Consider the following 4,306-nt stretch of genomic DNA (forward strand, 5'->3'; position numbering starts at 1 on the left):
ACACCGGCAAAATAGCGCAGGCTCGCGCCCGCCCCGACGATCAGCGCGTCGGCCCCGGCCTCGCGAGTGAGCTTGCGAGCCTTCTCGATGCGTGCCAGCCGTTCCTCGCGCGTGATCGCCGGGGCGGCGTCCTGCCATGGCCCAAGCCCGGCCAGCTGCTCGGCTGCGGTCGATCCGCCAATGCCCTTCATATCGTGTCTCCAAAACGCGCCGCATCGAACGGCTCCAGATCGATGGCAGTCGGCTGGCCCGCCGCCAGCGCAGCGACCAGTTCTCCCGTCACCGCCGCGAGCGTCAGCCCCAGATGCTGGTGCCCGAAGGCATATAGCAGATTGCGCGCGCGGGCACTGCGGCCGATCGCGGGTAGGTAATCGGGCAGGGTCGGGCGCGCGCCCATCCAGGGGGTGCCGGGCAGGTCGAAGGGTAGGCCTAGCTCGGCGACATGGCCGCGCAGCTTTTCCCATTTCGCCGGATCGGGCGGCGCGCTGCGCGATGCGAACTCGACAAAGCTGGCCGCGCGCAGGCCGCCGGCAAAGCGGGTGACGATCATCGACCGGTCCTCGAACGCGACCGGGGGCATGTCCTGCGGCCAGCGGCTTGTCGGCGACTGGATGTGATAGCCGCGCTCGGCGATCAGCGGAATGCGTGCACCCATAGGCCGCAGCAGATCGGCAGAGGCCGCCCCGGCGCACAGCACGATATGGTCGGCGCGCAGCGTCTCGGTGCCCCGCCGGACGACCGCCGTGCCGCCCTCCAGCGCGATGCCATCGGCCTGTCCATGGCGGATCGTGCCCCCGCTTGCCGCCAGCGCGGTGCGCAGCGCATCGGCGAGAACGCCGAGATCGGCGATCTGGCCCGACCCTGCAAAGCGCACCGCGCCCGCAATTTGCCCGCCGCGCGCCAGATCGCGGATCGCGGCGAGCTCGTCCGCGCTTGCATCGCGCACGCTGGCGGTGCCGATATCGGTTTCGGTCCAGAAGGCGCGGCCTCGCGCCGCAGACGCCGCGCTCTCCCAGGCGACGAAATGGCCGTCCTCGCGCAGCAGGTGCGCGGCCCCGATACGCGCGGTCATTCTCCGCCAGGCGGGCATCGCGCCCGTCAGCAGCGACGAGAGCGCGCGCGTTCCGCTAGCGAAGCGTTGCGGCGTGCTCGCCCGCATCAGGCGCAGTGCAAACGGTGCCCAGGTCCGCATCTGGCCTGCCGGGAGCGCGAGCGCGCCGCGCGGATGCAACCGCGACCAGGCGCTGCGGATCGTCGCCAGCGAGGCAAGCGGCTGGACCTGCTCGACCGCGATATGCCCGGCATTGCCCCAGGATGCACCTTGCGGCTTTTCTTGCGGCTCCAACACTGTCACGATGCAGCCCGCGCGCTGCAACTGCAGTGCCGCACAGAGGCCGACAAGGCCCCCGCCAATGACGAGAGCGGTCGCGCGCGAAGGATGGCTGCTGTTTTTCATCTTGCAGGTCCTATCCTATAATCGTATACGATTTTATCGCAACAGGGGATTTCCGCGACGATGACGGCTCACAAGACGCTTTGGCAGGGAGTGTATCCCGCCGCCACCACCCAGTTCACCGAAAGCCTCGCGATCGATCATGACGCGACGCAAAAGGTGCAATCGGCGCTGGTCGATGATGGCGTCGACGGGTTGATCATTCTGGGGACCTGCGGCGAGAACAATTCGCTCGAATCTGACGAGAAGCTCGCCGTGCTCAAGGGCGCGGTCGAGGCGGTCGGCGGCCGGGTGCCTCTGGTCGCAGGCGTCTCCGAATTCACCACCAAGCGCGCGATCGAATACGCCAGGGCGGCCGAAGCGATCGGAATCGACGCGCTGATGCTGCTGCCGTGCATGGTCTATGTGCCGCGCGTCGAGGAGCTCGAGGCGCATTTCCGCGCGGTGGCCGAGGCGACCAGCCTGCCGATCATGCTCTACAACAACCCGCCGGCCTATCGCGTCAATGTCGATTTCGACACGCTCGCCCGGCTGGAGAACGTGCCCAATATCGTCGCGATCAAGGAAAGCGCGCCCGACCCGCGGCGCTTCACCGACCTGATCAACCGTTTCGGTGATCGCTATACGGTGATGGCGGGGCTCGACGATGTCGCGCTCGAAGGGCTGATGCTCGGCGCATCGGGCTGGGTCTCGGGCCTGACCAGCGCGTTCCCGCGCGAATCGGTGGCATTGGTCGCGGCGCAGCGGCGCGGCGATTATGCCGAGGCGCTGCGCATCTATCGCTGGTTCATGCCGCTGCTGCATCTCGATGCCGAACACGACCTGGTCCAGTCGATCAAGCTCGCCGAGCAGATCATGGGCCGGGGTTCCGAACGCGTGCGCATGCCGCGCATGCCGCTCACCGGACAGCGCCGTGCCGACGTGATCGCCTGGGTCGAGCAGTGCGCGGCGACCCGCCCCGTACCCGACGTCGCGGCGGCCGCCTGATCGCACATGAAGCACACCTTCTTCTGCATCGACGGCCATACGGCGGGCAATCCCGTCCGCCTGGTCGCAGGCGGCGCGCCGCTGGTGCGCGGGTCCTCGATGGCCGAGCGGCGGATGGATTTCATCGAGCGGTTCGACTGGATCCGCACCGGCCTGTGCTTCGAGCCGCGCGGGCATGACATGATGTCGGGCGGGTTCCTCTATCCGCCCACCCGGCCCGAGAACGATGTCGGCATATTGTTCATCGAGACCTCGGGCTGCCTGCCGATGTGCGGGCACGGCACGATCGGCATGATCACCTTCGGCCTGGAGCACGGGCTGATCCAGCCACAGACGCCTGGGCTGCTCAAGGTCGAGGTGCCCGCGGGCGACATCGCAATCGAATATGAGCGCGATGGCGACAAGGTGGCCTGGGTGCGCATCCGCAACGTCCCCTCGTTTGTCGCGGCCGAGGGCGTCGAGATCGACGTGCCGGGCCTAGGCCCGCTGTCGATCGACATCGCCTATGGCGGCAATTTCTATGCGATCGTCGAGCCGCAGGGGAACTACACGGGCCTGGACGATCTGGGCGCGGCGCGGCTGATCGAGCATGCCCGCACGGTCCGCGCGATGCTGCGCGAAACCATCGAGCCGGTGCACCCGCTCGACGACCGGATCAGGGGGGTGAGCCATGTGCTCTGGGCCGATGCGCCCAAGGGCGAGGGCGCGGACGGGCGCAACGCGGTCTTCTATGGCGAGCGCGCGATCGACCGCTCGCCCTGCGGCACCGGCACCTCGGCGCGGCTGGCGCATCTCGCGCACAAGGGCAGGCTCCAGGTCGGCGAGCGCTTCGTGCACGAAAGCTATATCGGCAGCCGCTTCATCGGCCGGGTGGAAGAGGCAATCGAACTGGGCGGGCATGCAGCGATCATCCCCTCGATCCAGGGTTCGGCGGTCGCGACCGGCTTCAATACCATCTGGATCGACGACAAAGACCCCTTTTGGGATGGCTTCTCTGTGATATGAGAGGCTTATGAGCATCGCCGCGCGCAACGTTTCCGAACAGCTGGTCGACCAGGTTCGCGCCCGCATTCTCAACGGCACCGTCGCGCCCGATCGCCCGATCCGTCAGGACGCGCTCGCCGCCGAAATGGGGGTAAGCAAGATCCCGCTGCGCGAGGCGCTGGCGCGGCTGGAGCAGGAAGGTCTGCTCGCCTCGCAGGCCAATCGCGGCTTTACCGTGCGCCCGCTGACCGCCGTCGAGGCCGAGGAGGTCTATGCGCTGCGGCTCAAGCTCGAACCCGAAACGATTGCCATCGCCGCGCGGTTGGCCGATGCCGGCGAGCAGCAGGCCGCCTCCGACCTGCTCGACCAGCTCGACAGCCTCACCGATTCCGGCGGCGAAGGCGTGGGGGCGTTCAACCGGGCGTTTCACCTCGCATTGCTCCGCCCCGCCGGGCGCCCGGTGACCTTCACCATTCTCGAACGGCTGCACGTGCTGTCGGAACGCTATGTCCGCAAGCATCTCGAGCCGCTCGGGCGCAACGAGCGCGCCAACGAGGAGCATCGCGAGATGCTGCAGGCCTGGCTGGCGCGCGACGAACGCAAGATCTGCGCGCTGACCGTGGTGCATATCGGCAAGACGCTCGATGACCTCAGGCTGCAGCTGCAAACCGAATCCAAGGGACCGCCGGGCTGATCGCCCGCGCGCATAATCATAAAGGGACGCGACGGATGGGGATTTTAGGGCCGATCAAACCGATAGTGCAGGCGGCCGACGCCCCCGCGGGCAGCCGCCTGAAGCCGACATTGTCCTGGCCGCACCTGATCGCGCTGGGCGTCGGGGCGATCGTCGGCACCGGCATCTACACGCTGACCGGGGTCGGG

At 67.9% G+C, this 4,306-nt stretch carries 5 protein-coding genes and 1 pseudogene; 4 read left to right on the plus strand and 2 right to left on the minus strand.

All coding sequences use genetic code 11. From position 1 onward, the window contains the following. Positions 1-191: aminopeptidase P family N-terminal domain-containing protein (locus tag DM995_RS22460; RefSeq protein ID WP_232824442.1), on the minus strand; the 191-nt coding region annotated here is incomplete at its 3' end. After that, complete coding sequence (locus DM995_RS15905) at positions 188-1,456, minus strand: NAD(P)/FAD-dependent oxidoreductase (RefSeq protein ID WP_116970054.1); 1,269 nt, start codon at positions 1,454-1,456, stop codon at positions 188-190. The genes DM995_RS15905 and DM995_RS22460, both read right to left, overlap by 4 nt. Before the next feature lie 60 nt (positions 1,457-1,516). Between DM995_RS15905 and DM995_RS15910 the strand changes: the two genes are divergently transcribed. The 4 genes and pseudogenes from DM995_RS15910 to DM995_RS22465 form a co-directional block, all read left to right on the plus strand. After that, positions 1,517-2,440, plus strand: coding sequence for a dihydrodipicolinate synthase family protein (locus DM995_RS15910; RefSeq protein WP_116970056.1), 924 nt, complete (start codon positions 1,517-1,519; stop codon positions 2,438-2,440). Between the two features lie 6 nt (positions 2,441-2,446). Beyond that, on the plus strand, positions 2,447-3,445 hold the full coding sequence (locus DM995_RS15915; RefSeq protein WP_116970058.1) for a 4-hydroxyproline epimerase: 999 nt from the start codon (positions 2,447-2,449) through the stop codon (positions 3,443-3,445). 7 nt (positions 3,446-3,452) lie between these two features. After that, positions 3,453-4,118 (plus strand): GntR family transcriptional regulator, encoded by a 666-nt coding sequence (locus DM995_RS15920; protein ID WP_023838163.1) that lies wholly within the window; start codon positions 3,453-3,455, stop codon positions 4,116-4,118. A gap of 35 nt (positions 4,119-4,153) precedes the next feature. Beyond that, a pseudogene (locus tag DM995_RS22465) lies at positions 4,154-4,306 on the plus strand (amino acid permease); the annotation flags it as partial.

This window comes from Blastomonas sp. UPD001, from assembly GCF_003426715.1.
In the GTDB taxonomy this organism is placed as follows: domain Bacteria; phylum Pseudomonadota; class Alphaproteobacteria; order Sphingomonadales; family Sphingomonadaceae; genus Blastomonas.